The sequence below is a fragment of the Methylobacterium amylolyticum genome (assembly GCF_030700245.1).
Lineage (GTDB): Bacteria > Pseudomonadota > Alphaproteobacteria > Rhizobiales > Beijerinckiaceae > Methylobacterium.
On sequence record NZ_JAUYZI010000001.1, the window covers coordinates 52,999 to 79,614 of the forward strand.

Annotated in this window: 31 protein-coding genes; 15 read left to right on the forward strand and 16 right to left on the reverse strand. The window is 69.1% G+C overall.

Annotated elements, in window-relative coordinates; translation table 11 throughout:
* The first annotated feature begins 221 nt into the window (after positions 1-221).
* The 8 genes from Q8W71_RS00290 to Q8W71_RS00325 all read left to right on the forward strand — a co-directional run bounded on the left by Q8W71_RS00290 (position 222) and on the right by Q8W71_RS00325 (position 7,477).
* A complete protein-coding gene (locus Q8W71_RS00290) occupies positions 222-2,279 on the forward strand; it encodes an AAA family ATPase (protein ID WP_305523308.1) in 2,058 nt (685 codons plus the stop codon).
* Between the two features lie 136 nt (positions 2,280-2,415).
* Entirely contained in the window at positions 2,416-2,616 is a 201-nt protein-coding gene (locus Q8W71_RS00295) for a helix-turn-helix domain-containing protein (RefSeq protein WP_305523309.1), read from the forward strand.
* Positions 2,613-3,221 (forward strand): hypothetical protein, encoded by a 609-nt coding sequence (locus tag Q8W71_RS00300; protein ID WP_305523310.1) that lies wholly within the window; start codon positions 2,613-2,615, stop codon positions 3,219-3,221. Before Q8W71_RS00295 ends, Q8W71_RS00300 begins: the two co-directional genes overlap by 4 nt.
* On the forward strand, positions 3,221-3,475 hold the full coding sequence (locus tag Q8W71_RS00305) for a phage tail assembly protein (RefSeq protein ID WP_305523311.1): 255 nt from the start codon (positions 3,221-3,223) through the stop codon (positions 3,473-3,475). Before Q8W71_RS00300 ends, Q8W71_RS00305 begins: the two co-directional genes overlap by 1 nt.
* Positions 3,472-6,240, forward strand: coding sequence for a phage tail tape measure protein (locus Q8W71_RS00310; RefSeq protein WP_305523312.1), 2,769 nt, complete (start codon positions 3,472-3,474; stop codon positions 6,238-6,240). The genes Q8W71_RS00305 and Q8W71_RS00310 overlap by 4 nt, the downstream gene beginning before the upstream one ends.
* Before the next feature lie 10 nt (positions 6,241-6,250).
* Positions 6,251-6,670, forward strand: a complete 420-nt coding sequence (locus Q8W71_RS00315) for a hypothetical protein (protein WP_305523313.1) — start codon at positions 6,251-6,253, stop codon at positions 6,668-6,670.
* A gap of 62 nt (positions 6,671-6,732) precedes the next feature.
* Entirely contained in the window at positions 6,733-6,966 is a 234-nt protein-coding gene (locus Q8W71_RS00320; protein WP_305523314.1) for a hypothetical protein, read from the forward strand.
* 52 nt (positions 6,967-7,018) lie between these two features.
* Positions 7,019-7,477: a helix-turn-helix transcriptional regulator gene (locus Q8W71_RS00325; RefSeq protein WP_305523315.1), complete on the forward strand. Its 459-nt coding sequence runs from the start codon at positions 7,019-7,021 to the stop codon at positions 7,475-7,477.
* A gap of 394 nt (positions 7,478-7,871) precedes the next feature.
* On the opposite strand, the gene Q8W71_RS00330 is transcribed toward Q8W71_RS00325, so the two are convergent.
* Positions 7,872-8,213: a hypothetical protein gene (locus tag Q8W71_RS00330; RefSeq protein WP_305523316.1), complete on the reverse strand. Its 342-nt coding sequence runs from the start codon at positions 8,211-8,213 to the stop codon at positions 7,872-7,874.
* Positions 8,214-8,309: 96 nt separating this feature from the next.
* Complete coding sequence (locus Q8W71_RS00335) at positions 8,310-9,176, reverse strand: formyltransferase family protein (RefSeq protein ID WP_305523317.1); 867 nt, start codon at positions 9,174-9,176, stop codon at positions 8,310-8,312.
* A 122-nt stretch (positions 9,177-9,298) separates the two neighbouring features.
* Between Q8W71_RS00335 and Q8W71_RS00340 the strand changes: the two genes are divergently transcribed.
* The gene (locus Q8W71_RS00340) at positions 9,299-10,912 is read left to right on the forward strand and encodes a cryptochrome/photolyase family protein (protein ID WP_305523318.1); all 1,614 of its coding nucleotides are present in this window, start codon (positions 9,299-9,301) and stop codon (positions 10,910-10,912) included.
* Here the strand turns inward: Q8W71_RS00340 and bcsS are convergent.
* A complete protein-coding gene (bcsS, locus tag Q8W71_RS00345) occupies positions 10,879-11,631 on the reverse strand; it encodes a cellulose biosynthesis protein BcsS (RefSeq protein ID WP_305523319.1) in 753 nt (250 codons plus the stop codon). The genes Q8W71_RS00340 and bcsS overlap by 34 nt on opposite strands.
* Positions 11,632-11,928: 297 nt before the next feature.
* Here bcsS and Q8W71_RS00350 point away from each other — a divergent pair, with 297 nt between their 5' ends.
* Positions 11,929-12,531 carry an exopolysaccharide biosynthesis protein gene (locus tag Q8W71_RS00350; protein WP_305523320.1) on the forward strand — a complete coding sequence of 201 codons (603 nt, stop codon included), beginning with the start codon at positions 11,929-11,931 and terminating at the stop codon, positions 12,529-12,531.
* A gap of 27 nt (positions 12,532-12,558) precedes the next feature.
* Here Q8W71_RS00350 and ldtR read toward each other — a convergent pair whose 3' ends face one another.
* From ldtR to hemB, 4 genes are all read right to left on the reverse strand, one after another.
* Positions 12,559-13,071, reverse strand: coding sequence for a transcriptional regulator LdtR (gene ldtR / locus Q8W71_RS00355; protein ID WP_305523322.1), 513 nt, complete (start codon positions 13,069-13,071; stop codon positions 12,559-12,561).
* A 256-nt stretch (positions 13,072-13,327) separates the two neighbouring features.
* Entirely contained in the window at positions 13,328-13,783 is a 456-nt protein-coding gene (locus Q8W71_RS00360; protein ID WP_305523323.1) for a DUF6163 family protein, read from the reverse strand.
* Between the two features lie 137 nt (positions 13,784-13,920).
* On the reverse strand, positions 13,921-14,289 hold the full coding sequence (locus tag Q8W71_RS00365) for a hypothetical protein (RefSeq protein WP_305523324.1): 369 nt from the start codon (positions 14,287-14,289) through the stop codon (positions 13,921-13,923).
* A gap of 88 nt (positions 14,290-14,377) precedes the next feature.
* Entirely contained in the window at positions 14,378-15,433 is a 1,056-nt protein-coding gene (gene hemB / locus Q8W71_RS00370; protein ID WP_305523325.1) for a porphobilinogen synthase, read from the reverse strand.
* Between the two features lie 259 nt (positions 15,434-15,692).
* Here hemB and Q8W71_RS00375 point away from each other — a divergent pair, with 259 nt between their 5' ends.
* A complete protein-coding gene (locus Q8W71_RS00375) occupies positions 15,693-16,706 on the forward strand; it encodes an NAD(P)H-quinone oxidoreductase (RefSeq protein ID WP_305523326.1) in 1,014 nt (337 codons plus the stop codon).
* Between the two features lie 173 nt (positions 16,707-16,879).
* Complete coding sequence (locus tag Q8W71_RS00380; protein WP_305523327.1) at positions 16,880-17,179, forward strand: hypothetical protein; 300 nt, start codon at positions 16,880-16,882, stop codon at positions 17,177-17,179.
* Positions 17,180-17,235: 56 nt separating this feature from the next.
* On the opposite strand, the gene Q8W71_RS00385 is transcribed toward Q8W71_RS00380, so the two are convergent.
* From Q8W71_RS00385 to Q8W71_RS00415, 7 genes are all read right to left on the reverse strand, one after another.
* Positions 17,236-18,117, reverse strand: coding sequence for a 3-hydroxybutyryl-CoA dehydrogenase (locus Q8W71_RS00385; protein WP_305523328.1), 882 nt, complete (start codon positions 18,115-18,117; stop codon positions 17,236-17,238).
* A gap of 217 nt (positions 18,118-18,334) precedes the next feature.
* Complete coding sequence (locus Q8W71_RS00390) at positions 18,335-19,288, reverse strand: electron transfer flavoprotein subunit alpha/FixB family protein (protein WP_305523329.1); 954 nt, start codon at positions 19,286-19,288, stop codon at positions 18,335-18,337.
* Between the two features lie 90 nt (positions 19,289-19,378).
* The gene (locus tag Q8W71_RS00395; protein ID WP_305523330.1) at positions 19,379-20,128 is read right to left on the reverse strand and encodes an electron transfer flavoprotein subunit beta/FixA family protein; all 750 of its coding nucleotides are present in this window, start codon (positions 20,126-20,128) and stop codon (positions 19,379-19,381) included.
* A gap of 207 nt (positions 20,129-20,335) precedes the next feature.
* On the reverse strand, positions 20,336-20,908 hold the full coding sequence (locus tag Q8W71_RS00400) for a cob(I)yrinic acid a,c-diamide adenosyltransferase (RefSeq protein ID WP_305523331.1): 573 nt from the start codon (positions 20,906-20,908) through the stop codon (positions 20,336-20,338).
* Positions 20,909-20,933: 25 nt separating this feature from the next.
* Positions 20,934-21,614: an acyloxyacyl hydrolase gene (locus Q8W71_RS00405; protein WP_305523332.1), complete on the reverse strand. Its 681-nt coding sequence runs from the start codon at positions 21,612-21,614 to the stop codon at positions 20,934-20,936.
* A gap of 177 nt (positions 21,615-21,791) precedes the next feature.
* The gene (locus tag Q8W71_RS00410) at positions 21,792-21,977 is read right to left on the reverse strand and encodes a twin transmembrane helix small protein (protein WP_305523333.1); all 186 of its coding nucleotides are present in this window, start codon (positions 21,975-21,977) and stop codon (positions 21,792-21,794) included.
* Positions 21,978-22,129: 152 nt separating this feature from the next.
* Positions 22,130-22,903, reverse strand: a complete 774-nt coding sequence (locus tag Q8W71_RS00415; RefSeq protein ID WP_305523334.1) for a zinc-ribbon domain-containing protein — start codon at positions 22,901-22,903, stop codon at positions 22,130-22,132.
* A gap of 192 nt (positions 22,904-23,095) precedes the next feature.
* On the opposite strand from Q8W71_RS00415, the gene ftsE reads away from it, so the two are divergent.
* The 3 genes from ftsE to Q8W71_RS00430 all read left to right on the forward strand — a co-directional run bounded on the left by ftsE (position 23,096) and on the right by Q8W71_RS00430 (position 25,675).
* Entirely contained in the window at positions 23,096-23,788 is a 693-nt protein-coding gene (gene ftsE / locus Q8W71_RS00420; protein ID WP_305523578.1) for a cell division ATP-binding protein FtsE, read from the forward strand.
* Positions 23,785-24,750 carry a cell division protein FtsX gene (locus Q8W71_RS00425; protein WP_305523335.1) on the forward strand — a complete coding sequence of 322 codons (966 nt, stop codon included), beginning with the start codon at positions 23,785-23,787 and terminating at the stop codon, positions 24,748-24,750. The genes ftsE and Q8W71_RS00425 overlap by 4 nt, the downstream gene beginning before the upstream one ends.
* 148 nt (positions 24,751-24,898) lie before the next feature.
* Positions 24,899-25,675, forward strand: a complete 777-nt coding sequence (locus tag Q8W71_RS00430; RefSeq protein ID WP_305523336.1) for a YdcF family protein — start codon at positions 24,899-24,901, stop codon at positions 25,673-25,675.
* Positions 25,676-25,712: 37 nt separating this feature from the next.
* On the opposite strand, the gene Q8W71_RS00435 is transcribed toward Q8W71_RS00430, so the two are convergent.
* Complete coding sequence (locus Q8W71_RS00435) at positions 25,713-26,036, reverse strand: hypothetical protein (protein ID WP_305523337.1); 324 nt, start codon at positions 26,034-26,036, stop codon at positions 25,713-25,715.
* Complete coding sequence (ptsN, locus tag Q8W71_RS00440) at positions 26,036-26,503, reverse strand: PTS IIA-like nitrogen regulatory protein PtsN (protein WP_305523338.1); 468 nt, start codon at positions 26,501-26,503, stop codon at positions 26,036-26,038. Before ptsN ends, Q8W71_RS00435 begins: the two co-directional genes overlap by 1 nt.
* Positions 26,504-26,616 lie beyond the last annotated feature (113 nt).

A 26,616-nucleotide genomic window follows, 5' to 3' on the forward strand; every position in this document is an offset into this window, starting at 1 on the left:
CGCCGGTCGGGCGAACACCGAACACGCGAACACGCCCCTAAAGGGGCGTGTGTTCGCTGTTCGGTTGTTCGCTCCCCTGACAGGCGAACGATGGTGCGAACTGCTCGAACTGTTCGGTCTGTTCGTATCTAAATTACAACAGTGTTGCCCGTAACCATGATGCAAAAATACATCACGGGTCCTTCCCCCAACCCCCCGCCTGCGGGTAACGCACGAGGCTCGTGCCTCTGCTAGGCGCCAACAAATTTTTGCTTTATTATGACTCGATCGAAATCGGGGCGACCAATTATAGAATCTCATTTCAATATTATTCGATGGAGATATTAGTGAAATTAAATATCAACCGACCGTTTCTATCTTTGATTGACTTACCGCAAACAACACTGCCAAGCTTCACGGTTGTAACCGGTATAAATGGGGCAGGTAAATCGCATTTATTGAAAGCACTAATGAATGGAGCCGTAACCACCGATATTGCTCCAAATCTCCAACAGGACATAAGATTATTTGATTTGAGCAATCTGGCACCACAAAACGAGCCAGATTTTGATGCTTCAACGTTGAGGAATGAGCAAGTAAATTTGTATAATCATCTAAAATCAAACATAGATCAGAATCACAATTTACCTCATTTATTTACCATTGCTAGAAATTCTGGATTGACTGGGTCAAAAGCTTCAGATCCTGCATTCTTAGCAAGTGCCTCTGCCGAAGAGCTCAATTCAATTGCAATAAATCCAAGTTTAAATATGCAGAATCTTCGCAGTCAGCTCGATCAACATTTAATGATTATTAAAAACAACTTATATTCAAATCTCGCGCCCGCACAACGTGCAACTATAGATGAAATTATTGATTCGACAGGTCGTAGCCTGATTTCCCTACGCTACGATGACTTTATCAGAGTAACAAAGCCATCTTGGGGACAAACTGATTTATTTCAACAGTCTTTTGCAAGATTATTTGTCGCATATAGAGAAATATATCAAGTAAACCGGCTAGCTCAAATGGAAAAGGCTGAGGTTGATCCAAACACTCCTGCGCTTTCGCAACAAGAATTTGTTGATACGTATGGTCCGGCGCCATGGGATTTTGTGAATGCATCGCTTCAAGCCGCAGGGATGGATTTCAAAATTGATGGCCCGAACGTTCTCAGCTTCGGTCCATATAGACCCCGACTTCATAAACGTAGCAGTGAAGTGGAAATTAATTTCGACGGATTGTCGTCTGGTGAAAGAGTATTGATGTCGTTCGCTTTTGCGGTATATTATGCACAAGATTCGCGCCAAGTAGTAAATAAGCCAAAACTGTTGCTCTTAGATGAAGTTGATGCGCCGCTTCATCCTTCGATGTGCAAAAGTCTCATTGCGACCATTGAGAACGTTCTTGTCAAGCAACTAAATTTGAGTGTTATTATGGTAACACACTCTCCTTCTACTGTGGCCTTGACGCCCGAAGATGCGATTTATGTTATGAAGCCGGGCGCATCGGGGTTGTTCAAGGTCGGCAAAGATGCGGCCCTCAAAGATTTAACAGCAGGTGTTCCAACGCTATCACTGTCTTACGATGGCAGAAGGCAGATATTCGTCGAAAGCCCGAAGGACGTGGAAATTTATCAGTCGCTCTATAATACGGTTAAGACGTATATAGGCTCGGAAATCACGCCAAATTTCATTGCGACTGGGATTGATAAGGGAGGACTTCATATAAATAATGGGTGTGATGTGGTGAAGCGCATTGTTTCCGATTTGCGCGCGGCCGGGGCAAAACACACGGTGGGCTTATTGGACTGGGATGGGCGAAACACTCCGCAAGATGGTATATTTATTTTAGCCGAAAATAACAGAAATGGCCTAGAGTCTTTAATCTATGATCCTCTGATTTTACTCAGCGCCGTAGTTAGGCACATAGGCTATGCAAAAATTCCTGCGAATTGGCCTCAGGGATTTAACTATACTAAATTTACAGATCTAGATACAGCTTTTTTGCAAGGGGCGATCGACGTCTTGCAAACTCAAGTTTTGGGTCGTAGTCGTTCTGTATCGATTTCGGTCGATTATTTGGGCGGTTTTTCACTCGAAGTTGATCAGGAATACCTACTAATGGACGATCATGCTTTAGATGATCTGATCATGAAGACGTATCCGGAGCTTAATGTCATTTCTCGCGGAAGGTCCGGAGAGCTTATGAAATGGATCGTTAGCACAGTGTTGCCGGAAAGGGTGGATTACATACCGAAGATAATTGTAAGCAATTTTGAGAATATAGTCAGTATCTAGTATGCATTTGGTGGCCAATCTACATGGGAAGGAGTGAGATTTTTGTAGGTTGCTGAGCGCGACCAAAATAGTCCCGACGACGGCGGCTAAGTGCGGTTAAGTCAGCCTATCGCAAACAACCGTGCGAAGGCTTAATATGACTGAGATCACCCCTAAAGGATACGCGACCCGCTCAGAAGTCGCACAGATCCTCAGCGTCAGTGCCGAGACGCTTCGCGAAATGGAGCGGAAGGGCGAAGGCCCCCCCGTCGTTCGCTTCTCGCCGCGCAAGGCGCTCTACCCGAACGTCGATCTCGTCAAGTTCCTGAAGGCCCGGACCGTCGGGGGTCGCGCGTGAGCAGCCTCATCTCCCGCCTACTCGGCCGTCGGAAGCCGACCTCTTCAAACCTGACCAGCCAGATCGATTCGCAACGCGCCGCCCTGGCGGATGCTCAGGCCCGCGCGGCGGCCGCCGCCGAGGCTCGGCGTCAAGCGCTCGACGAGGGCAACAACGCCGGCCTGCGGGGCGCCGACGAGGCGCGCGACACGGCGCGCCGCGATGCAGAGATCGCCGAGCACGCGATCAACGGCCTCGAAACGGCGCTTGCCGAGGCCCGCGAGGCTGAGACCCGCGACGCCTTCCGTGCCGAAGTCGACGACGTTCGGCGGGCCGGCGTCGCGCTGACCGACCGCATCCGTGCCGAATACCCCCGGCTTGCCGCCGAACTTGCGGGCCTGCTCGCCGCCATCGAAGACCACAACTCCGCCAAACGGCGCTTGGCGGCACGCGGGAAGGAACTCGGCGAGGCCGTCGAGATCGGCGATGTCGAGGCGTTCCGGCGTACCCCGCGCCCCGGCAAGTCGTATCCGGGTCTCGGATACTCCGACCTGATCGACGCGATCGACCATCTCCCCGGCCTGCACGCTGGCGACGACTCGATCCGCCTGAACGGGTTCCGGTAATGGCCGCACCCATCACCGTCCTGCTCGGCAATCCTGTCCACTATGACGGGGTGCGCTACGGAGCGCTTCACATCCGGCCGATGAAGAGGCGCGACCTGAAGGCGCTCAGCGCCGGCTTCGACGGCGAGGTCGGCATCGCGATTGCGGCTCATCTCGCGAGCGTTCCGGTCGCTGTGATTCACGGCCTGTCCGAGTTCGACGCCGAGCGTGTTGGCGGCGTCGTTAGCGCCATGGTCGACCGGGTGCTCAAATGAAGGCGTTCAGCGTCGCGGTCGATATCGGTGGCCGTCTCGACCCGAGCCTTGCCGGTGCCGTCAAGGGCGCTCAGAGTCAGGTCGCCGCCCTCGGGCGGGGCCTGTCTAGGGTCAACGCGGGCGTTTCGTCGACGATCGACGCGGCGGGCCGGGGCGTGGCCGCGGTCGGTAAGCGGATTCAGGACACCGGCCGGAGCGTGACCGCCAGCGTGTCGGCACCGCTCGGCCTGCTCGGCATCGGCGCTGCGAAGACAGCCTTCGAGTTCGAGAAGGCGGGCAACATGCTCGAAGCCCTCGGCGACGCGACCGCCGAGCAGCGCACCGAACTCGAAAAGTACGCGAACGAACTCAATAAGAAGTATCCGCAATCGCTGACCGGCATCATCAAGGCTGGCAACGAAATGCTGAAAGGCGGCTTCGAGTTCGACGCGATGAAAGGCGCGCTCGATCAGACACTCGCCACCGCTGTTCTCGGCGAGATGACGCCGGCCGAGGTCGGCAACATGATGAGCCGGACGATCAACTCGTTTCAGCTTCCGATGAAGACCTATCAAGACGCGATGGAGTCTTCGAACCGCGTCGCCGATCAGATGACCTATGCCGCCGTGAAGACGACGGCCAGCCTGCGCGATATGGGCGAGGCGTATCGCTACATCGGCGGCGCCGCCTCGGCAGCGGGAATCCCCCTTGAGCAGGCGACCGCCCTCACGATGGCGATGGCGAAGAACGGGTCGGTCGGTTCCGACGCGGGTGTCGCGCTGCGCTCCGCGATCGTCCGGCTGGTGAAGATGCCCGCGAAGGGTCTCGCCGCGATGGAACGCGTCGGGATGAGGCTGTCCGACTACCAGGGCGGCAAGCGACAACTCACGTCGGGCAACATCATCGCCGGGCTCTCGGCGGACGGTATCGACGCCAAGCCCGTACAGGGCCAGATCGACAAGCTCCTGAAGAATCCCAAGCTCGCCGGGTCGCCGGTTGCGCTCTCGGCAGCCATTACGAAGGTGCTTCAGGACGGGGTCGCAGGGGCCGGGAAGAGCGCGATCGACTCGAAGGCGCTCGCCGAGAACGTGCAAGCCTCGATCGTCGCCGCCGGCTCGAAGATCGATGTCGTCAAGTTCTTCAACGACCTAAAAACGAAATTAGACAAGGGCGAAGTCGGCCTCGGCGACGTGGCGACGATCCTCGAAGGCCGCCACGCCTCCCGATATATGGCGATCCTTCAGTCGGTTCTTCCTGATCTAATCAAGAAGGTCGAGATGGAATCGCCCGGCTTCACGCAGTCCCGCTATGGGATAGCGCTGAAGGGCATCGTCGCGCCCGTCTACGACCTAAGCGCAGCGCTGGAAGCCCTGGCCGTGTCGCTTGGCCGTGCCGTGTTCCCGGCGGCGGCGAAGGGCATCACGGCTGTCTCGGATGCGGTCACAGCGCTCGCGACCGCCAGCCCGCGTGTGACCGGCGCCCTCGGCGCGATCGGCGTCGGGCTTGTCGCCCTTGGACCCCTGATGATGCTCGGCGGGGCGGGTGTGCGCGGCGTGGCGCTGCTCGCGCGGGGCCTGCTCTTGCTCGGGAGCGCCGCGACCCTCGGCCTTGCGACCCAGCTCGTCGCCGTGGCGAAGGGCATCGTCGCCGTGTCCCTGGCGGCCTCTGCGGGGGCGGTGGGGCGGCTTCGTGCGCTCGCGGCGGGGATGATCGCCCTCGGCGCCGTCGGCGGCCGTGGCGCCATCCTGGCGACGATCGGCGCCTCGATCGCGAGCCTCGGCCGCGCCGTGCTCATGTTCCCGGTCGTGGCGCTCCGCGCGATCGGCGTCGCCATGTGGGGCCTTGCCGCCAACCCGGTCGGCATCGCGCTCACGGCGATCGTCGCCGGCCTCGCGGCGCTCGGGCTGTGGGTGAAGAACAACTGGACCGGGATCAAGACGTTCTTCTCATCGTTCGGCGAGGCGTTCACGAAGGCGCTCGGCCCTGGCGCGGCCGGTGCCGTGACGGCCGTCGTGTCCGGCCTCACGAGCGTTTGGGACGCGGTCAACAAGATCCTCGGGCCGATCGACGAGGTCGGCACGAAGTGGAAGACCTGGGGCGAGGGCGCCGGACAGGCTGCGGCGGCCGTCGTCAACGCGATCACGGCCCTGCCGGGTCAGGTCGCGGCCATCGGCGGCCAGTTCGCCGCCGCGATGACCGCCCTCGCACAGCAGGGATGGGCCGCGTTCAAGGCGGTCGATTGGGCGGGTCTCGGCTCGGCGCTGATCGACGGGATCGTGAGCGGCGTCACGAGCGCCGCCGGCCGGCTTGCGAGCGCCGTCGGCGACGCCGCGTCGGCCGCGTGGGCGAAGGCGAAGTCGATGTTTGGCGGTGGCGGGGGGGTCGCATCTGCCTCGCCCGCAAGCCCGGCTCCGATGCAGGCTCGTGCTCTTGGCGGACCCGTTCTCTCCGGCACCCCGTACCTCGTCGGCGAGCGCGGCCCTGAAATCTTCGTGCCGAGCAGCGCGGGGCGGATCGAGACGAATGGATCTTACCGGCGCCTCGCGGCGGCGGGGAGCACGTCGGGCGGCGGCCCGCGCGCGCCGTCGGCCGCCGATATCGGTGCGGCCGGGGGGAGCGGCGGCACGACCAATGTGACGCACGTCAAGCGGGGCGACCTGACCGTGACGATGCAGGTTCAGGCGGGCGGCAGCGGCTCGGCCGACCTGAACCGCGAGATCGAGCGCGCCGTGCGCCGCGTGCTCGAAAAGTACGAGTCCGAACAAAGCGGAATGTTGAGCGATTGAGGGGGACGTGATGTTTGAGAGCGAGATCAGGATCGAGGTCGAGCGCCGCCTTCAGAAGGCGTGTGACGATCGGGCCAGGAATGGGCTTCCGCCGCCGGTGAGCGTCGACGCGCTTCGTGCCGTCACGCGCAGTGACCTTCTCCGGGAGCTTGAGGCGGCGCGCATAGCCTCGAAGGCCGCTACGGCGATGGCGGCTCCCGTCACGCCTAAGCCCGCGCCGAAGCCTACTCCGGCGCGGGTGAAGCCGCAGACCGCGCCGAAACCTTCGGCCACGGCACTGCTGATGGAACTGATGGACAGGGCCGGTCCGGTCGAGCCCGTGTTCCCCTCGCTCCGCAACACGCCCACGAAGCCTGCGCAGGTCGTCGATCAGGATGAAGTCGCCGCGCAGGCGATCCTGGCCGCCGCGCGGCTAGCGCGGGGCGGGTAACATCGTCGTGAACGGTTTGGCGATTACCGCGTTAAGTGGGTTTCCAGGCAGGAGAACAAAACGTGTCTGTTTCGGTTGTGACTATGAGTGATGCAGAAGTTGCCATCGTCGAGGTGATTGGCGCCGTGCTTGGATCGATGATCGAGACTCCGGAACAGCGCGAACGGGTGAAGGCCAACCTCGCGACGCTCCGGGCGCGGTACGTCGAAGGCGGAACTGCCGCCGATGATGCTGGCATCGCCGTCCTCGACAAGCTTCGGCGGATCGCGCCGACGGTAATGCCGGTCGACGAGTAGCGCCGCAGGCCTAGCTTCCCGGGCCGACGAGAATCGCCCTATCGTCGGCCGCATGCCCGACCTCAACGATTCCGCTCCGAAGCATCTTCCGCGCATCCTGGCGAAAGCCGACGCGGCGGCCTATTGCGGCCTGACCGAGCCCGGATTCGATACGTGGGTGAAGACCGGCAAGCTCCCAAAGGCGATGAAGGGGACGCGCCGCTGGGACATCGTCGCTCTCGATCAGGCAATCGATCGTCTGTCCGGCGTATCTCGGGATGCGCCGCCCAAGCCGAGCGCATTGGCGGCATGGCTTGAGCAGGATGCGGCTCGGCAGGCTGGCGAATCCGGCGGTCTCGCCGCCTACATCGAGAAGCGGAAGGCTCGGAAGGCTGCTGAAGCAGCGCGGCAAGCTGAGGCCGATCGGGTAAGTGTCAACCCGGCAGCGCAGCGGCGGCATAAGGCGCGGATGGCGGCAGAGGCTGCTGGAAAAGCAAAGGAAATGGGCTCGCGTCCCAAACGACGCGGCTAGAGCCTGTGCCAACCGTGTGCCGCGGAGCAGCCGGAACGGATCGAATGAAACGCCGGAAAAGCTCGCAACCCGTTGAATTAAGTTGTTTTTCTTCGTAGGCGAAGAAACCTGCTCGTAACGTAAGCCAAAATTCGCTAACGTATTCAGGTTGTTGACGAAATTCGTGTTCGCAGGCCGGTATTGGCCAGCTTGGGAAGCTGACGTTCTACCACTGAACTACGCCCGCAACGCGATGTCTTTTGAACGGCCCGGGGGCCTCCGTCAACGGCCTGCCCGGCTTTCGCGACGACCGCGCAGCGGATTCCGGGCGGGGTGCCGCCGGTGGCGGCCCCGGTCGGGCGTCGGCGGCTGTCGAGCCAAGCCGACCGCGAGATGCCGTCCGCCGGGCGCAGCCTCAGCGATCGAGGATGCGCACCACCGCCCGGGTGGCGGGATCGACCACCACGACCTTGTTGCCGGGGGCGACGAAGTAGCCGTAGCGGCGCAGGCTCGGGTTCGGCGCGTCGGTGAACGGCGCGAGCGCCACGTCGGCCGGCACGATGCTGCCGGGGCGGAGCGGGATCGATCCCACGATCGGATCCGGGGCGAGGACGGGCCGGCGCACCACATACTCGCGCACCACGACCTCGTCGTCGGGCGAGAAGTCGTCGGGCGCGACGATCACGGCCTGGGCCAGGGCGGGCCCGGTGAGCAGGGCCGCGATCCCGCAGGCGGCGAGCGTTGCGACGTTCGGCATGGCGGTCACCTCCAGATCGGGGGAGGAACGGGCCGGTCCCGCGACGGTTCCGCGCAACCGCCCCTGGCCCCGCACGGTCCGGGGACGGACGCGGCCTCAGCGGCCGGTCTGGCCCGCCTCGGCCAGGGCGATGGGCGACCAGCGGGTCACCTGCACGTAGCCGTCCTGCGCCGCGACCACGACGTGGCGGCGGTGGCGGTGGACGATCGCGCCGGGCGCGTGCGTGTGCGCCTCGCGCCACCCCTGCGCGTCGGCGACGTAGGCCCGCGCCTCGCCCAGCCGGGCGATCGTCTCGACGCCGCCGAAGGCCCGGACCCGGCGCAGGATCGCCTCCACGTCCTGGCGGAAGTCGAGGGTCCGGTCGGCGTCGGTGGCCCGCCGCCAGTAGGACCCGTCGCCCTGCGGCTCGGGCCGGCGCCAGCGGGCGGGCAGGTCCGCGGCCAGCGGCCCGGCGGCGATGCGGCGCGCGGCCATCTGGCACTTGGCGAGCAGGCTCTCGTGCGTCTCGGCGGCCGAGACGGGGAAGATCTCCTGGGCGAGGATGTCGCCGGTGTCGAACCCCTCCTCGGCCAGCACGTGGGCGGTGACGCCCCAGGTCTCGTAGCGGTCGAGGATCGCCCGGAACAGCGGGTAGGGCCCGCGCCCGATCGGCAGGGGCGAGGGGTGGAGGTTGAGGGCGTAGGCCGCGCGGCCCCGCCACCCCCGCACCAGCCAGGGATAGCCGGCCACGACCAGGGCCCAGTCGCGCCCGTGCTCGGCCTGGAGCGCGTCGAGATCGGCCTGACGGATGCGCGAGAGCTGGATCGGCACGCGGGCGGCCCGCGCCCGGGCGACCACGGTCTCGTTGTGGTCGTAGATCCCGTCGCAGGGGCGGGTGAACAGCTTGATCGGCGTCCAGCCGGCCTGGATCAGCGCCTCGAACACGCCGCCGAGGAAGTCGATGCCGGCGAACGCGAACTTCATGCTGCCGCCTGCGACCTCGTGGTGCGGGAGGGCGGCATCAGGCCGGCTCCCCGGGCTCCCGGCCTGCTTTACCGTGAACGCCGAGCGGGCGCGAGCGCCGCGTCGGAAGCGAGGAGTCGGGCTTGGGGCTGAGACCGGAGGCGGGTGGCGATGGCGGGCGGCGCGCGGGCCGAAGCCTGCGCTTCGTGCTCGGCGACCAGCTCACCCGGTCCGTGTCGAGCCTCGCCGACCTCGACCCCGCCCGCGACGTGGTGCTGATGGTCGAGGTGCGGGCCGAGGCCACCTACGTCCGGCACCACAAGCAGAAGATCGCCTTCCTGTTCGCGGCGATGCGGCACTTCGCGGCCGCCCTGGCGGAGGAGGGCGTCGCGGTCGACTACGTGCGGCTGACCGATCCCGGCAACGCCGGCACCTTCACCGGCGAGCTGGAGCGGGCGCTCGCGCGGCACCGGCCGGACCGGGTGGTCGTCACCGAGCCCGGCGAGTGGCGGGTCTGGGAGATGATGCAGGACTGGCGCGAGACGCTGGGCACGCCGGTCGAGATCCGCGCCGACGACCGCTTCCTCTGCCCGCGCGCGGATTTCGAGCGCTGGGCGGCGGGGCGCCACCACCTGCGCATGGAGACCTTCTACCGCGGGATGCGCCGCCGGACCGGGCTGCTGATGGACGGTCCGGAGCCGGCGGGCGGGCGCTGGAACTTCGACGCGGAGAACCGCAAGCGCCTGCCGAAGGGGCACCGGCCGCCGGACCGGCTCGGCTTCCAGCCCGACGCGATCACCCGCGCGGCCATCGACCTCGTGGAGGCCGAGTTCGGCGACCATTTCGGCGACACGGCCGCCTTCGCCTGGCCGGTGACGCGCGTCGACGCGCTGGCGGCGCTCGCGCACTTCGTCGAGGCCTGCCTGCCGCGCTTCGGCGACTTCCAGGACGCGATGAAGGCGGGCGAGCCCCACCTCTACCACGCCCTGATCTCGCCCGCCCTCAACGCCGGCCTGCTGACCGCCGCGGAGGTGTGCCGGGCCGCCGAGGCCGCCTACCGGGCGGGCCGCGCGCCGCTCCACTGCGCCGAGGGCTTCGTGCGCCAGATCCTGGGCTGGCGGGAATACGTGCGCGGCCTCTACTGGGCGCGGATGCCGGAGTACCGCGCCTCGAACGCGCTGGGGGCCGGGCGCGACCTGCCGTGGTTCTACTGGTCCGGCGACACGGCGCTGAACTGCGTGCGGGAGGTGGTGGCCGAGACCCGCGCCCGCGCCTACGCCCACCACATCCAGCGCCTGATGGTGACGGGCAACTTCGCGCTGCTCGCCGGGATCGACCCGGCCCAGGTCGAGGCGTGGTATCTCGTCGTCTTCGCCGACGCCTACGAGTGGGTGGAATTGCCGAACGTCCACGGGATGGTGCTGTGGGCCGACGGCGGCGTGATGGGCTCGAAACCCTACGCGGCCTCGGGCGCCTACATCGACCGGATGTCCGACTATTGCGGCGCCTGCGCCTACGACGTGCGGGCGAAGTCCGGCCCGCGCGCCTGCCCGTTCAATTACCTCTACTGGAATTTTCTGCTGGAGCATGCGGCGCGGCTCGCCGACAACCCGCGCCTGACGATGCCCTACCGGACCCTCGACGGGTTCGGTCCGGAGCGCCGCGCCGAGATCCGGCGGGACGCCGCGCGGTTCCTCGCGTCCCTGTCGGCCGCGCCGGAGGCTCACCAGGGTGCCCAGACCGAGAGCGCCACGTAGGGGCTGATCCGGCGCGCGCCGGTCTCGATCTGCGCGCCGGCCGAGACCCGGACGCTGTAGCGGCCCAGCGCGAAGTCTGTGCCGTGCAGGCCGAGGTTCCATTTCCGGTAGCCGGTGGCGTCGGTGTAGAGGCTCGCCTCGGGCCCGAGATAGGTCTCCCACAGCCGGTAGCCCCAGGCGAGCCGCGCCCAGACGCTGTCGCGCGCGGAGCCGGCGATGCCCGTGGCCTGGAGCAGGGTCTCTTCCGTCGGGCGGGCCCAGACCTCCCCGTGCAGCCGCAGGCCGAAGCGCGCCGGCAGGGCGGCGACCGCCCGGCCGTCCGTCAGCAGCTCCATCGTGCCCTCGGGACCGGCGAAGGCCGCGACCACGCCCCAGTCGAAGAACCACTGGTAGCCCAGCACCGCCGCGCCGGCGACGGTGTAGCGGGTGAGCGCGAGGTCGTAGCCGCGACCGGGCGCGCAATCGCAGCCGCCGCGCTCGGTCCGCCGGCCGCCGCCGACGCTCGCCAGCATCGCGAAGCCCGCGCGGTCGAGTGGCCCCGGGGCGATCTTGGCGCCCGCCGTGACGAAGGTCGCGGCCCCGGCGTCGAGACTGCCGAACAGGAGCGCGTCGAGCTCCCCGCCGAGCGCGGCGGGGCTGCCGGCCAAAGCGGCGAGCAGCGCCGCGCCCCCCGCCGGCAGTGGACGCGCGCCGCCGAACAGGCTTCTCGGATCGCGCACCTGCACAGTCCGATGGTTGCGACAGAACTTTCTCCAATCTATATCGAATTTTCAGATCCTAAACCAGCAAATTTGATCTTCAACACTGATTTTTCGTTGTACATCCTGCGGATGTATTGAGAGCTGGTGCTCTCGCGCCATTTCTGATGTGAGATTGATTTATTCGCCAATTTTCATACCTGAAGTTAAAGACGCGTGGGGGTGACGGTCGGGGCGGGCGACCGGAACGCCGTCGCGCTTGGCGCGGCGCGCGATCTCGGATAGAGCCCGCGCGGGTCAGTGAAGGTTGGCGGGCATTTGTCTTCCGGTGCACGAACGTCGGACGTCCTCACCGTGCTGGCGAGCCAGGAAGGCGAGCGGCTGACGGTGGCGGACATCGTGGCGGTGCTGCGCGACCGCGCCTTCGCGCTGCTCGTCGTGCTGCTCGGCCTGCCGAACTGCCTGCCGATGCCGCCCCCGATCCCGCTGATCTGCGGCCTGCTGCTCCTGCTCGTGGCGATTCAGATCGCCGCCGGCATGTCGGCGCCGTGGCTGCCGCGCAGCCTCCTCGTCCGGTCGATCGCGCTGGCCGACGTCAAGCGGGCCGTCACCCGGGCCGTGCCGATCCTGCGCCGGCTGGAGCGCTGGTCGCGGCCGCGGCTCTCGGTGTTCGAGACGGCGCTCGGCATGCGCGGCATGGGGGTGGCGCTGCTGGCACTCGCGCTGGCGCTGATCGTCGCCGCGCCGGTCGTCGGCCAGATCCCCCTCGGCCTCGCCGTCTGCCTCGTCGGGCTCGGCCTCGTCGAGCGGGACGGCGTGGTGGTGATGGCCGGCCTGACGGTCGGCCTGTTCGGCGTCGTGATCAACGCCGGTTTCGCCTACGCGGTGATCGCCGGCATCGCCGGCCTGCTGAACCTGTAGCCGGGGCACCCCGCCCCGGCCCGGGCCTCAGAGCCGGTAGCGGATCTGATCGGTCCAGAAGCGCTCGAGCCGGGCGAGCGCGACGTTGAGGCGGCCGAAATCCTCGTCCGAGATGCCGCCGATCGGGGCGATGGTGCGGGCGTGCTTGTCGTAGAGCTGCCGCACGATCTCGTGGACCTGGCGCCCCTTGTCGGTGAGGCTGATGCGCACCGAGCGGCGGTCGGTCTTCGACCGGGCGTGGTGGAGGTAGCCCGCCTCGACCAGCTTCTTGACGTTGTAGGAGACGTTCGAGCCCAGGTAGTAGCCCTTGGTGCGCAGCTCGCTGGCGGTCAGCTCCTTGTCGCCGATGTTGTAGAGCAGCAGCGCCTGGACGCTGTTGACGTCCTCGCGGTCGCGGCGCTCGAACTCGTCCTTGATCACGTCGAGCAGGCGGCGGTGCAGCCGCTCGACGAGGTGCAGCGCCTCCAGGTAGGAGCCGCCCGCCGGCGCGGTCTCCTCGGCGGTGTGGGTGTTCGCGGTCCTGACGCTCTGGGACTTCATCGTAGGCCTCGCCCGACTGATCTTGCAGCGACCGTGCGATGCGGCGCCGCTTATGGTGGCAAAGCTATGCGCCGCGGATGAAAGGCGCTTTAAGCGACACGATGAATTCGCGATTTACTTCTCTCGGTAAAGACAAACTGAAGCGGAATTCGGAAGACTTCGTTCACCCTCGCTCGGCGGGCACACGCCCCGCCGCACGCGCGGCTCCGAACTCATCGGGCTGAACCTATCGGGCTGAAGCCTATCGGGCTGAAGCCTATCGGGCTTCCTGGGCGGCGAGCCACGACAGGAGGAAGTAGATCGCCACCACGCTCACGCCGAACAGCATCAGCGGCACCGGCATCGGAACCAGTTGCGGGGTCAGCACCGCCAGCGTCAGCGCCGAGGTCACCGCGAGCAGCCAGATCACCCCGCCCCAGGCCCCGGTCAGCCACAGCCCGATCGCCGCCGCGGCATCGACCACCGCGAAGTAGACGATCGCCGCCTGCCGCCCGAACGGCTCGACCTCGAACGGCCGCGCACCCGGGAGGACGTCGAGGATCGTCGCCCACGCGTACAGGCTCTTGCACAGCCACGCGAGCGCGGTCAGCCGCATGAACCACACGAGGGCGGTGTCCCAGGTGCTCGGCGGCGGGCCGGAACCGCCCTCGATCCGGTCGCCGGAGAGGTCGCCGGGCCGCGGGGCTCGCCGCGCCGAGGTCAGGCCGCGCACGGAAGCACGCGATGGGTGTGCGGGCGCCGGTCCATCGTGGGCTGTCGCGCGTCTCCGGAAGCGGGCCGTCCGGGCCCGGGTCGGGCGGGTTGAACCCGTTCCGGCGCCGCGCGTCAACGGCGCTGGACGGCGGGCCGTCAGCGCGTCCCGGGATCGGCGGCCGCGGCGTCGGGGGTGTCGAGGTAGAAGCGCTTGAGCATGTACAGCGCCGCATCCGACAAGGCGGCGGCCTCGGTGGTGAGCGCCACGAGGTCCGTGCCGGACCCGAAGCGGCAGAGCAGCCAGTGGCGCCGGCTCCCCGCCTCGTAATCGACCCGCACCGTGCCGGGCGCCGGTCCCGGGCCGGCCCGCAGCAGGCGCACCTCCGCGGGCTGCGCCACCGCCGGAAGGGCCCGCCGGCACACCGCGACCCGCTCGCGCCCGAGCGTGTCCTGGCAGGTCGCCAGGCCGCCGAGGAATCCCGCGATCAGCCCCGCGGCGATCAGCCGGCGATGCGTCGGCCTCAACGGTGCCGCCGTCGAACGCCGGGGGCTCGGGCGCTCACGGGCGACGCGCGCTGCGGCGCGCGCGCGTTCGAGCGCCGCCCGGCACCGCTCACGCCGCGCGCAGGCGCTCGGCGACCCGCGGGGCGTGGTAGGTCAGCACCCCGTCGGCGCCCGCGCGCTTGAAGGCCAGCAGCGCCTCCAGCATCGCCCGGTCGCCGTCGAGCCAGCCGTTGCGGGCCGCGGCCTCGATCATCGCGTACTCGCCCGACACCTGATAGGCGAAGGTCGGCACCTGGAACGTGTCGCGGACCCGGCGGATCACGTCGAGATAGGGCAGCCCGGGCTTGACCATCACGGAGTCGGCGCCCTCGTCGAGGTCGAGGCGCACCTCGCGCAGCGCCTCGGCCGAGTTGCCGGGGTCCATCTGGTAGGTGCGCTTGTCGCCGATCAGCGCCGCGCTGGTGCCGATCGCGTCGCGGAACGGCCCGTAGAAGGCGCTGGCGTACTTGGCCGCGTAGGCCATGATCTGCACGTCGAGGAAGCCCGCCCGGTCGAGCCCGGTGCGGATCGCGCCGACCCGCCCGTCCATCATGTCGGAGGGGGCGATGATGTCGGAGCCGGCCTCGGCCTGGATCAGGCTCTGCTCGACGAGCAGCGCCACCGTCTCGTCGTTGAGGATCGCCCCGTCCCGCAGCAGGCCGTCGTGGCCGTGGCTGGTGTAGGGGTCGAGGGCGACATCGGTCATCAGCCCGACCTCGGGCACCGCCCGCTTCACCGCCCGCACCGCGCGGCAGACGAGGTTGTTGGCGTTGAGCGCCTCCGAGCCGGTCGGATCGCGCAGGGACACCTCGGTGAAGGGGAAGAAGGCGATCGCCGGGATGCCGAGCTTGGCCGCGCGCTCGGCGTCGCGGACGATCTCGTCCACCGACAGGCGCTCGACGCCGGGCATCGAGGCGATCGGCTCGCGCCGGCCCTCGCCCTCGATCACGAACATCGGCCAGATCAGGTCGTCGACGGTCAGCGTGTGCTCGCGGACGAGGCGGCGCGACCACGCCGCCTTGCGGTTGCGCCGCGGGCGCTGGGTGATCTTCAGCCCGTCCGTGCGGGCGCCCTCGCGCGCGGCGTCGAGGGCGAGCGGGCGCGGTTCCGGAAGGGTGTCTGACATGGGGCGGCGCTTCGAGGAGGGCTGGGCATGCCCGGCGTCCCGACGCCGGACCGGATCGGACTAGCATGCAGGGCCGCGGGACCAAAGCCCGCCCCGCATGCCAAGCGCTCGGGGCCGCCCCCTCCCCCGCACGGGGCGCCGGTGCCTCTCGGGGCCTCGTCCAGCGGCCGGCCCGGCTTGCCAAGCGCCCCGCCGGGTAGGAGTAGGGGCGACCGCGCCGATCCGTTGTCCCGGGTCGGACCGTGCCGAGGAGGCTGCGATGGCCGACACGACCCTGCCCGAGACGATGCGCCGGATCCGCTTCGACGGATCGGGGGGCCCGGAAGTGCTCGCCGTCGAGACGGCGCCGGTGCCGAGCCCGGGGCCCGGTCAGGTTCTGATCGCCGTGACCGCCGCGGGGGTGAACCGGCCGGACGTGATGCAGCGGGCCGGCCTCTACCCGCCGCCGCCCGGGGCGACCGAGATCCCGGGCCTGGAGGTGGCCGGCCGGGTCGCCGCCCTCGGGGACGGCGTCTCCGGCCTGTCCGTGGGCGACGAGGTCTGCGCGCTGGTGATCAGCGGCGGCTACGCCGAGTTCGCGGTGGCCGAGTCCGATCATTGCCTGCCGCGGCCGGCCCCCATCTCCCTCGTCGACGCGGCCGGCCTGCCGGAGACCTTCTTCACCGTCTACACCAACGTGGTGCAGCGCGGCCGCCTCGCCCGCGGCGAGACGTTCCTGGTGCACGGCGGGTCGAGCGGCATCGGCGCCACCGCGATCCAGATGGCCAAGCTCGTCGGCGCCCGGGTGTTCGCCACGGCGGGCTCGGCGGAGAAGTGCCGGTTCTGCGAGGATCTCGGGGCCGACGCGGCGATCGACTACAAGCAGGCGGACTTCGCCGAGGCGATCAAGCGGCTCACGGACGGGCGCGGCGTCGACGTGATCCTCGACATGATCGGCGCGAGCTACCTGCCCCGCAACATCAAGTCGCTCGCCCCCGACGGCCGGCTGGTGCTGATCGCGCTGATGGGCGGCTTCAAGGTCGATGGGCTCAACATCACGCCGATCATGCGGAACCGCCTGACCTTCACCGGCTCGACCCTGCGGCCGCGCTCCAAGGCCGACAAGGCAGGGATCGCGGAAGGGCTGCGCCGCGACGTCTGGCCGGCGCTCGACGCCGGGACGATCCGCACGGTGACGCACGCGACCTTCCCGCTGGAGCGGGCGCGCGAGGCGCACGAGCTGATGGAGTCGAGTGCCCATCTCGGCAAGATCCTGCTGGTGACGGGGCGGTAGCGGCTCAAGTCCTTGTTTTGACGCGCTCTCTTTCGCCGAACCGGCACCCGCTTCGGCGGAGAGCGCTCCGGCGGGAGGAACCCCGTTCGGCGGCGCCGCGTTGGCGGCCGGTAACGCAATCGTGTCGCAGACCGCGTTCCAGCGCGTCGCGTCCCGCCGACGAGGGTTTTCACATGGTCGAGAAACTGAACCCGCAGGAGAGCCGCCAGGGCGAGCGCGGCAAGCCGGTGCTGTGGGTGCTGGTGGCGAGCCTCGTGCTGCTCGCGGTGGCGACCGTGGGGCTGCTGACCTGGAACGGCGCCAACTCGCCGAAGGACTACGCCAGCCAGAGCCAGGACGCGTCGCGCCGCGAGGTCACGGGCTCGGTCAACGGCGGCTCCGGCACGTCGTCGTCGAACTCGACCGCGGTCCCCGGCGGCAACCCGAGCTACCCGCAGCCGGCCCAGCCGGGCGCGAACGGCACGGCGAAGTAAGCCGTCCTCTCCGAGGGCCGTCCGAGCCAAGCCCGGGCGGCCGAATCTGAGAACAATCAGCGGGTCGGGATCGGGGTCGGGCCGCGGTAATCGTAGAAGCCGCGCTTGGCCTTCCGGCCGAGCCAGCCCGCCTCGACGTACTTCACCAGCAGCGGGCAGGGCCGGTACTTGGAGTCGGCGAGCCCCTCGTAGAGCACCTGCATCACCGACAGGCAGGTGTCGAGGCCGATGAAGTCGGCGAGCTGGAGCGGCCCCATCGGGTGGTTGGCGCCGAGCTTCATCGCCGTGTCGATCGACTCGACCGAACCCACGCCCTCGTACAGGGTGTAGATCGCCTCGTTGATCATCGGCAGCAGGATCCGGTTGACGATGAAGGCCGGGAAATCCTCCGACATCGTCGAGATCTTGCCGAGCTTGGCGATGAACACCTTGGCCGATTCGTAGGTCGCGTCCTCGGTGGCGATGCCGCGGATCAGCTCGACGAGCTGCATCACGGGCACCGGGTTCATGAAGTGGATGCCGATGAACCGCTCGGGCCGGTCGGTCGCCGCGGCGAGGCGGGTGATCGAGATCGACGAGGTGTTGGTGGCCACGATCGCGTCGGATTTCAGCGACGCGCACAGGGTCGAGAAGATCTCGCGCTTCGTCGCCTCGTTCTCGGTGGCGGCCTCGATCACGAGGTCGCAGGTCCCGAGATCGCCGAAGCCGCTGCCCGTCACGATGCGCTCGCGGGCCTCGCGGCTGACGGCCTCGTCGAGGCTGCCCTTGGAGACGAGCCGGGCATAGCCGCCCTCGATCACCGACAGGCCGTTGCGGAGCCGGTCGGGGTCGCGGTCGTTGAGCACCACGTCGATGCCGGCCGCGGCGCAGACCTGCGCGATGCCGCTGCCCATCTGGCCCGCGCCGATGATGCCGACCCGCTTGATCTCCATGCCCATCTGTCGACCTGTGCCCCCGATAGCGGACGCCCGAACCCGCCTGCCCGGTGGGCGGATGCAGTCCGCGCCCCGGCGCGCCGAAACCGTGCCGTCGCAGCCTTCTAGACCAATCCGGCGCCAAGACGGAACCCGCCGACGCGTGCAGTGCGACAAAGGCCGCCCGCCGTGACCGGTGGGCGACGCGGTCCCGCCCGCTCCCGCCGGTCGACCGACCCCGCTACTGGCCCTTGGCCTTCGCGATCTCTGTCTTCAGCTCGGGCACGATCTGGAACAGGTCGCCGACGAGGCCGTAATCGGCCACTTGGAAGATCGGCGCGTCCTCGTCCTTGTTGATCGCCACGATGGTCTTCGAATCCTTCATCCCGGCGAGATGCTGGATCGCCCCCGAGATGCCGACCGCGACGTAGAGGTCCGGCGCCACCACCTTGCCGGTTTGGCCGACCTGCCAGTCGTTCGGGGCGTAGCCGGCGTCCACCGCCGCGCGCGAGGCGCCGACCGCAGCACCCAGTGAGTCGGCCAGCGGCTCGATCAGTTCGTGGAATTTTTCCGACGAGCCGAGCGAGCGGCCGCCCGACACGATGATCCGCGCCGAGGCCAGCTCCGGCCGGTCGGACTTGGCGATCTCCTCGCCCTTGAAGGTCGAGCCGCCGGCCTCGGGGGCCGCCGCCGACACGGCCTCGACCGGGGCACCCGCCCCGCCCTCTTCCGCCGCCTTGAACGCGGCGGTGCGGACGGTGATGACCCGCTTCGGGCCCGGCGCCTGCACCGTCTGGATGGCGTTGCCGGCGTAGATCGGCCGCTCGAACGTGTCGGGCGACACGACCTTGATGATGTCGGACACCTGCGCCACGTCGAGCAGCGCGGCCACCCGCGGCAGCACGTTCTTGCCCGTGGTCGAGGCCGAGGCGATGATCGTCTCGTAGGGCTCGGCGACCGCCGCGATCAGCGCCGCCACCGGCTCGGCGAGGTCGTGGTCGTAGGCGGCGTCCTCGCTGCTCAGCACCTTCTCGACGCCGTCGAGCTTGGCCGCGGCCTCGGCCGCCCCCTTCGAGCCGGAGCCCAGCACCAGGGCGTGGACCGGCGCGCCGAGTGCCTTGGCGGCGGTGAGCGCCTTGAGCGTGCCGTCCTTGATCCGGCCGTCGCCGTGCTCGACGAAGAGAAGCGTGGTCATGTGCGGTGATCCTTAAAGTTGCGGATCGCGGCACTCGACCTGTCGTCAGGGAGCGCCGCCGAGTCCGAAAAAATCAGATGACGCGAGAAATCAGATGACCCCCGCCTCGACCTTGAGCTTCTGGACCAGCTCGGCGGCCGAGCCGACCTTGACGCCGGCCTGACGGCCCGGCGGCTCGGCGGTCTTGAGCACCTTGAGCTTCGGGGTCACGTCGACGCCGAGACCCTCGGGGTTCAGCTCGTCGAGCGGCTTCTTCTTGGCCTTCATGATGTTCGGGAGCGAGGCGTAGCGCGGCTCGTTGAGGCGCAGGTCCGTGGTGACGATCGCCGGGAGCTTCAGGGCGACGGTCTGGAGGCCGCCGTCGACCTCGCGGGTCACGTCGAGGGCGCCCTCGCCCGCCTCGATCTTGTAGGCGAAGGTGCCCTGCGGCCAGCCGAGCAGGGCGCCGAGCATCTGGCCGGTCTGGTTCGAATCGTCGTCGATCGCCTGCTTCCCGAGGATGACGAGCTGCGGGCCCTCCTTCTCGACCACCGCCTTGAGGAGCTTGGCCACCGCCAGCGGTTCGCAGTTCACGTCGGTCTTCACGAGGATGGCACGGTCGGCGCCCATGGCCAGCGCGGTGCGCAGGGTCTCCTGGGCCTGCTGCGGGCCGATCGAGACGGCGACGATCTCGGTGACCGTGCCCTTCTCCTTCAGGCGGATCGCCTCCTCGACGGCGATCTCGTCGAACGGGTTCATCGACATCTTGACGTTGGCGAGTTCGACGCCCGAGCCGTCCGCCTTGACGCGGATCTTCACGTTGTAGTCGACGACCCGCTTGACGGGCACCAGAACCTTCATGGCGGTCTCGATCCTTCCCGCGGATTTTCTTGGTCTACGAGGAGCCGGCCCGACAGACAGCGCCGCGCGCGCGACGGTCCGGGCCTGCCCAAAGGCGGCGGACCGTAGCGGCCACATTTCCGCCTTGTCAACGCGGGTCCGGAGGCGGCCGTGCAAAAGCCCCGGCGGGCTCGGGCGGCGCCGGTCCGCGCGCCGTTCGGGGCGGGCCTACCGGTTGGCGCCGGGCACCCAGAGCACGTCGTCGGCCCCGTCGCGGTTGGCGGCCCGGCTCGCGACGAACAGGAAGTCCGACAGGCGGTTGAGGTAGCGCAGCGCCTCCGGCGACACGGTCTCGCCGTCGCTGTCGGCCAACCGCACCGCGAGCCGCTCGGCGCGGCGGCAGACCGTGCGCGCGAGGTGCAGGGCGGCGGCGGCCGGCGAGCCGCCGGGCAGGACGAAGGATTTCAGCGCCGGGATCGGGGCGTTCAGCGCGTCGATGTCGCGCTCGACCCGCTCCACCTGGCTCGCGACGATCCGCAGCGGCTCGTAGGGCAGCGGCTCGGGGGTGGGGGGCGTCGCGAGGTCGGCGCCGAGGTCGAACAGGTCGTTCTGGATCGCGCCGAGCATCGCGTCGAGCGGCCCCTCCGTATGGAGGCGGGCGAGGCCGATGCAGGCGTTGGTCTCGTCGACGGTGCCGTAGGTCTCGACCCGCAGGTCGGCCTTCGAGCGGCGCTGCCCGTCGGCCAGCGCGGTCGTGCCCTTGTCGCCGGTGCGCGTGTAGATGCGGTTGAGCTTGACCAAGGGTCCGTCCCGGCGAGAGCCTGTATCAGAACGTGTAGCCGATCTTGCCGCCGAAATTGGTCAGCCCGCGGTTGTTCGCGCAGAGGCCGGCATTCGACATGTGCTCGACGGTGGCCATCACGCTCCAGCGCTCGGTGATCCGGAAGCCGAGCGCCGCGGCCTCGCGGAACAGGGGCGAGCAGCCCAGCGTGTTGAAGCCGTAGGGCGTGCCCGCCTTCGGGCCGGTATAGCCGTTGTGGGCCGCGCCGCCGAAGAAGCCGTCGAGGAACAGGCGCCGGCCGAAGGTCTCGGGAAAGATCTCGATCGTCCAGGTGGCGCCGAGATAGGCGTAGCTGGTGCGGCCGCCGGTGTTGTAGCTGCCGCCGACCGTCGGGCGCGGGACGAAGGCCTGCCAGAACGGGTCGGCGCTGACGACCGGCTTGGCGAACAGGATCTCGCCGTTGACGTTCGCCTTGCTGAAGCCCGGCACCTTGCCCTCGGCGCTGCCCGGATCCTGCACCGACCCGCCGATGCGCAGCTCCGAGACGATGCTGAGCGGCTGCACCGGCGCGGCGTAGGCCGCCGGGAGAGACGGTGCATGGGCCGGCACATCGGCCGCCGCGGCGGGCAGCGCGGCCGCGGCGGCCGCGAGGCCGGCGGCGAGGATGCGCAGGGGGGCGCTGCACAGGGGCGCGCGGTTCAGGGGCGCGCGGTGAGGGGCGGTCATGCGGGCTCGGCCGTGCGGCGTGGCTCAAGTGGCGTCGGCCGAGCCTAGCACGCGCTCCGCCGGGGTCGGCGGCCGATCATCCGGCCCGCGGCCGGAAAGGCGCGCGGTGCGGCGCCGGGGTCACACCCGCAGAGGTCGCACATGGGGGGTCACACATGCCGGGTCACACACGCGGGATCAGGCGGTCCGCCACCAGACGACGCCCATGATGACCAGGATCGCCACGAATTGCAGCAGGACGCGCAGGCGCATCAGCTTCTGCGAGAGGTTGGCGCTGCCGCCGCGCATCATGTTGGCGAGGCCGAGGACGAGGACCACGGCCACCGCGAGGCAGGCGACGAGGACGAGGGAGTTGGAGGACATCGGGACCGTTCCGGTGGCGGGCGGCAGCGACGCGGCCCGGCGACGGCGCGCGGTATAGCGCGGGCGCGCCGCGTCGTCCCGCGGCCATCCGCGCGCCCGGCGCGCGCGACGGTTCGGACGCGATTCGAGGCGCAGGCCGCCCGCCGGACCGCTCAGTGGCGCGCCACCTCCTGCTGCCGGGCGGGGGCCGGGCCGGCCTCGGCGAAGTGCAGCTCGACGGCGCGGCCCGCCTCGGGCGGATCGACGAGGTGGGCGCGGAAGCGCGCGGTCTCGCCGCTGCCCAGCACGGCGCGCGGCGCGGGGGCGGCGAAGGTCCGGACGGCGCGCCCCGCCGCGTTGCGGATCTCGACCGAGAGGGGGGGCACCGGCACGTCGGCGCGCCCGACGCCGACGAGATCGCCCTCGACCACCAGCTCGGCCGGCCGCGCGCCCTCGGCCGGGTTGGCGAACGCCACCACGTCGCGGATCTCGATGCCGCGCAGGTTCACCGGCAGCCCGATCCGGGCGTAGAGCCCGGCCGCCTGGGGCACCGCGCGCACCACGCTCTCGCGGGCGAGGCAGGCGAGCGGCAGGGCCGCCAGCACGACGAGGCCCGCCGCGAGCGCCGGCGACGGGCCGCGCCACGCGCGCCGCCGCGCCGCGGGCTTGGATCGCCGCGCCGCGCGCGGTGCCGGCTCGGCGGGCGTCTCGGCCTCCGGCCCGGCGGCCGCGCGGACCGCGGCGGAGGCCTCCGTCCAGGCCGCGTCCGCGACCGGGTCGGGCTCGGCCGCAACCTCGAGTTCGGCCGCGTGGGCGGCGAGCGCCTCGCCCGGGGTGATGAACCACGTCTCGCGGCAGGCCGCGCAGCGCACCGAGCGGCCCTCCAGGCCGACCCGGGCGGCGTCGATCCGGTACTCGCTGGCGCAGGTCGGGCAGGTGATCAGCATACGCGGAACGCTCGCGGCGGAGGGTCCGCACCGGAGGGCACCGGCAAACCCCTTGAGAAACCGTGCCCGAACAGGGTTAACCTCGCGTGAAGCGGCCGCCGCGCGGGCGGCCTTGAAAACGCCGGCCGGTGCGGCGATGGCGGGCGGGACGATCGGATGTCCGGTGGGGCGGCCTTGAACATACAGGCGAGCATGAAGAGCCTGCTGCCCGGCGCGGAACGACCCGTGGTGCAGTTCGAGAACGTCGGCATGCGCTACGGGCTCGGGCCGGAGGTGCTGTCGGACGTGAGCTTCCGCATCGCCCCGCGCTCGTTCCAGTTCCTCACCGGCCCCTCCGGCGCCGGCAAGACCACGCTGCTGCGGCTGATCCTGCTCTCGGTCCGGCCGACGCGCGGCCTCGTCTCGGTGTTCGGCGAGGAGGTCGCGGGCATCTCCAGCCAGAAGCTCACCGGCCTGCGGCGGCGGATGGGCGTGGTGTTCCAGGATTTCCGCCTGCTCGACCACCTCACCACCTACGAGAACGTGGCGCTGCCCCTGCGCGTCCAGGGCCGGCAGGAGACGAGCTACCGGGCCGAGGTGGTCGAATTGCTGCGCTGGGTGGGCCTCGGCGAGCGCATGCACGCCCTGCCCCCGCTCCTGTCGGGCGGCGAGAAGCAGCGCGCGGCCATCGCCCGCGCGCTGATCGCCCGGCCCGACCTGCTGCTCGCCGACGAGCCCACCGGCAACGTCGATCCCGGGCTGGGCCGGCGGCTGCTGCGCCTGTTCCTGGAACTGAACAAGCTCGGGACCTCGGTGATCATCGCCACCCACGATTTCGGCATCATGGACGCCGTCGACGCCCGCCGCATGGTGCTGGGCGAAGGCCGGCTGCGGGTCGAGGAATGAGCACCGAAACCGAGACGCGGCCCCGGGCCGCGGCCGCCGCGCCGGCCGACCCGGGCCTGCCGGCCAACTTGCGGCGCAACGCCCCGCTGGTGCCCACCGACACCTCCGCGGGCCGCTCGCTCGCCGCGGTCATCGCCATCCTCACCTTCCTCGCCGGCCTGTGCGCGGGGGCGGCGGAGATCGTCGCCTCGAACGCCGCCCAGTGGCAGGGCAGCGTCGCGCAGGAGGTGACGATCCAGGTCCGGCCCGGGCCGGGCCGCGACGTCGACGCCGACCTCGCCCGCGCCGAGTCGATCGCCCGCTCGGAGCCCGGCATCGGCGAGGCGCGGGTGTTCTCCAAGTCCGAGGCCGAGCGTCTGCTGGAGCCGTGGCTCGGCAGCGGCCTCGACCTGTCCGACCTTCCGGTCCCCCGCCTGATCGCGCTCCGGCTCGGCGGCGGCCAGACCGCCGACCTGAAGCGGCTGCGCACCCGGCTGACCGAGGCGCTGCCGGGAGTGGCGAGCCTCGACGACCACGCCCTCTGGCTCCAGCGCCTCTCCACCGCGGCCGGGGCCTTCGTCGGGCTCGGCATCGGCGTCGTGGTGCTGGTGCTGGTGGCGACCGGGCTCGCCGTGACCTTCGCGACCCGCGGGGCGATGGCCGGCAACCGCGAGGTGGTCGAGGTGCTGCACTTCGTCGGCGCCGACGACGACTTCATCGCCCGCTCCTTCCAGCGCCGCTTCTTCGGCCTGGGCCTGCGCGGCGGCGCGATCGGCGCCGGGCTCGCCATCCTCGCCTTCGCGCTGGCCGGCCTGCTGGCCCGGGCCGCCCGGTCCGGCCCGGCGGGCCAGGAGATCGAGGCGCTGTTCGGGACGTTCAGCGTCGGGTGGCGCGGCTACGCCAGCGTCATCCTGATCGGGGTCATCGCCTCCCTGGTCACGGGCGTGGTCTCCCGCCTGACCGTGCGGCGTTTCCTCGCGTGAGGTTTGCGAGGCGCGGCGGACGAAGCGCGATCCCGGCGCGTTAACCATCCGGAAACCTCTGGAGGCGGTTGATGCGCGGGTCGATCGGACGGGGGCCGCCACTCGGTCGCCGCAATCGGCGCTAGTCTTCCGGAGGATGAACCCGCGTATGACGCGCGCGCCCGCACCGAACGCGATCGAGGTCCTCGGCTGGGCTTGGCACCAGCGCGCGGTGCCGGCGCGGCGGGTCCCCGCCCCGGCGCCGGGGCGCACCCGGGTCGCCGCCCGGCTCGGTCTCGCGGCCTCGACCCTCGGCATCCTCGGCTTCCTCGGCGGGTTCCTCGCCTTCGTGGACGCCCTCCAGCGGGTCGAGCGCCTGCCGGAGGGGCGCGCCGACGGGATCGTCGCCCTGACGGGGGGCGCCCAGCGCATCGGCGACGCGATCGACCTCCTGGCCGGCGGCTACGGCCGGCGCCTGCTGATCACCGGGGTGAACGAGCGCACGAGCCGCGACGAGATCGCCCGGCTCAACCCGACGCAGCGCACGCTGATCGCCTGCTGCGTCGATCTCGACTACCGGGCGCGCAACACGATCGGCAACGCCATTGAGACCCGCCGCTGGATGCGCGCGCACCGCTTCAGCACGGTCACGGTGGTGACCTCGAACTACCACATGCCGCGCACCCTGATTGAGCTGGACCACGCCCTTCAGGACAGCGAGCGGGTGGTGCCGCACGCCGTGGTCGCGGAGAGCTTCGATCCCGACCGCTGGTGGCAGAGCCTGCCCGCGGCACGGCTGCTCGCCTCGGAATACGTGAAGTTCCTGGTGAGCTGGGTGCGGACCCGGTTCGAGGACGATCCCGAGCGCTCGCGGGCCGCGATCCTGATCGGGCGCGGCAAGCCGGTGAAGATGGTGGCCGAGCCGCTGATCCGGACCGCGAACTGACGCGCCCCGGCCGCGGCCGGCCCCGGCGACCGACCCCTCAGGATTTCGGGCAGCGGGTCCGGACGGCGGTGGCGAACTCCTTCTCCGAACCCTGGACCTGCGCGAGACGGCTCGTGCGCTCCGAGCCGGACAGGCAGCGGGCGTAGACGCCGGCCACCCGCCGCATCGTCTCCACGTGGCGCCGCCAGATGCGGCAGCTCTTCGCGTCGTCGCCGTCGGCCTGTTCGAGCTGGTCGATCGCCTGCCGCTGCATCGATTGCGCCACCAGCAGGTCGCGCGCGCAGGTGGCGTCGCCCCCCTGGGCGCGGGCTTGTCCGGACAGGGCGAGGGCCAGCAGGGCCGCCGGGAGGGCCGCGCGCATCAGGCGGCCTGGGGCGCGGTGGAGCGCGTGAGCAGCGCGTAGAGCGCGCTCGCGTCCCGGGCCGCGCGGATGCTCGCGAGCATCCCCGGCTCGCGCAGGATGCGGGCCACCTGCGCCAGCGCCTTCAGGTGGTCGGCGCCGGCCCCTTCCGGCGCCAGCAGCAGGAAGGCGATGTCCACCGGCTGGCCGTCGAGCGCCTCGAAATCCACCGGGCGGTCGAACCGCGCGAACAGTCCGAACAGCCGGTCGAGCCCCGGCAGCTTGCCGTGCGGGATCGCCACGCCGTCGCCCACCCCGGTCGAGCCGAGCCGCTCGCGCTGGAGCAGGGTGTCGAACACCGGCCGCTCCCCCAGCACCGGCAGACGGCGCACCGCCTGGGCGGCCAGATCCTGCAACACCTGCTTCTTCGCGCGGGCACGCAGGGAGGGCACCACCGATTCGGGGTCGAGAAACTCGAGAACTGGCATCGAACGTCCGTCGCCCCGTCGACCGGGATCACCGCGGAACCGGTTTGCTCGCGGGGACCCGGCTCTCCCTCTCGGTGAGGAGCCGCCCCCGCGGGTCAATGGCCCGGCGAAGC